1 protein-coding gene is annotated in these 1,087 nt (G+C 33.4%); it reads right to left on the bottom strand.

Features of this window, described 5'->3' with window-relative positions; translation table 11 throughout:
• Nucleotides 1–9 precede the first annotated feature (9 nt).
• A complete protein-coding gene (locus EO118_RS08520) occupies nucleotides 10–996 on the bottom strand; it encodes an IS30 family transposase (RefSeq protein WP_127069499.1) in 987 nt (328 codons plus the stop codon).
• Between the last annotated feature and the right edge of the window lie 91 nt (nucleotides 997–1,087).

The following is a 1,087-nucleotide window of genomic DNA, read 5'->3' as shown; positions in this document are numbered from 1 at the left end:
CTTGAATTGTCAAGTCAAATGCAACTCTACTGAATGATAAACCTCGTATGGGGTTTTCCAATTTAAGCATTTGCGCGGTCTAAGATTTATTTCTTTCATTTTTGCTTCAACATAGCTATCTGATTGATTAATATCCACAGCTTTCGGGAAATATTCTCTCAGCAATCCATTGGTGTTTTCGTTCGTTCCTCTTTGCCAAGGATGATGTGGAAATGGAAAATAAAACTCTACTAAATTCAATTCCTGGCTAATTTCTGTATGTTTAGAAAACTCTTTCCCTCTATCTGGCGTAATTGTCTCTAGAGGTTGATTTTCCAAAAGCTCAATCATCGCTTGTTTGACCAAAAATGAATTCTTTTTTGCAATTTTTTTACATAGTAGATACCTACTTTTTCGATCAGTCAATGTTACTAAGCAAGCCTTACCAGTTTGTCCCATAACTGTATCAGCTTCCCAATCACCTAATCGTTCTCGATTATTTGCAGGATCTGGTCTATCTGTAATTAAATTACTAACTTGAATTTTGCCGCGTCTTTCTTCATAGTTTTTTGTATGACGACTTTTACCACGATGTCGTAGTTTGCGAATGGCTCCTCTATTTCCATGTGATAGTCCTTTTTCATCAAAACGACCATTATATATTTCCCTGTAAATTGTACTGTAGCTAATAGTGAAGCTTGAATTTTCAAATTTTAATCGGGAGGAAATCTGTTCCGGAGACCATTGATGCTTCAAAAATAAATCCTTTACACATTCATATAGACTCGGATTATCTAGCTTTTTTCTTGGTTTACAATTAAAGCGTCTATTTTTATATTTATCATGGGCTTCACAAGGTATGTACTCGCCATTTTGACTATTTCTTTTAATTTCTCTTGATATGGACGATTTGTTTTTCCCTAGTAAAATTGAAATTTCCGTTTGATTTTTACCTATATCAATAAAATGTTTTAACATTTCGCGCTCTTTTAGTGTAAAATGAGTATAATGATTCATAGCTCCTCCTGATTTTTAGATGTCTTTGCAAACACTATTTTATCAGAAAGCTATGAATCTTTTTTAGTTGCACTTAGATCATAAATTCAAG

The sequence above is a fragment of the Veillonella sp. 3891 genome (assembly GCF_003992315.1).
Taxonomy (GTDB): Bacteria; Bacillota; Negativicutes; order Veillonellales; family Veillonellaceae; genus F0422.
The sequence above is the reverse complement of the archived record's forward strand: the minus strand, read 5'-3'. Positions and strand labels throughout refer to the sequence as shown.

Coding starts and splice junctions, on each gene's coding strand:
- EO118_RS08520 (WP_127069499.1), bottom strand. CDS start 996: ATGAATCATTATACTCATTTTACACTAAAAGAGCGCGAAATGTTAAAA.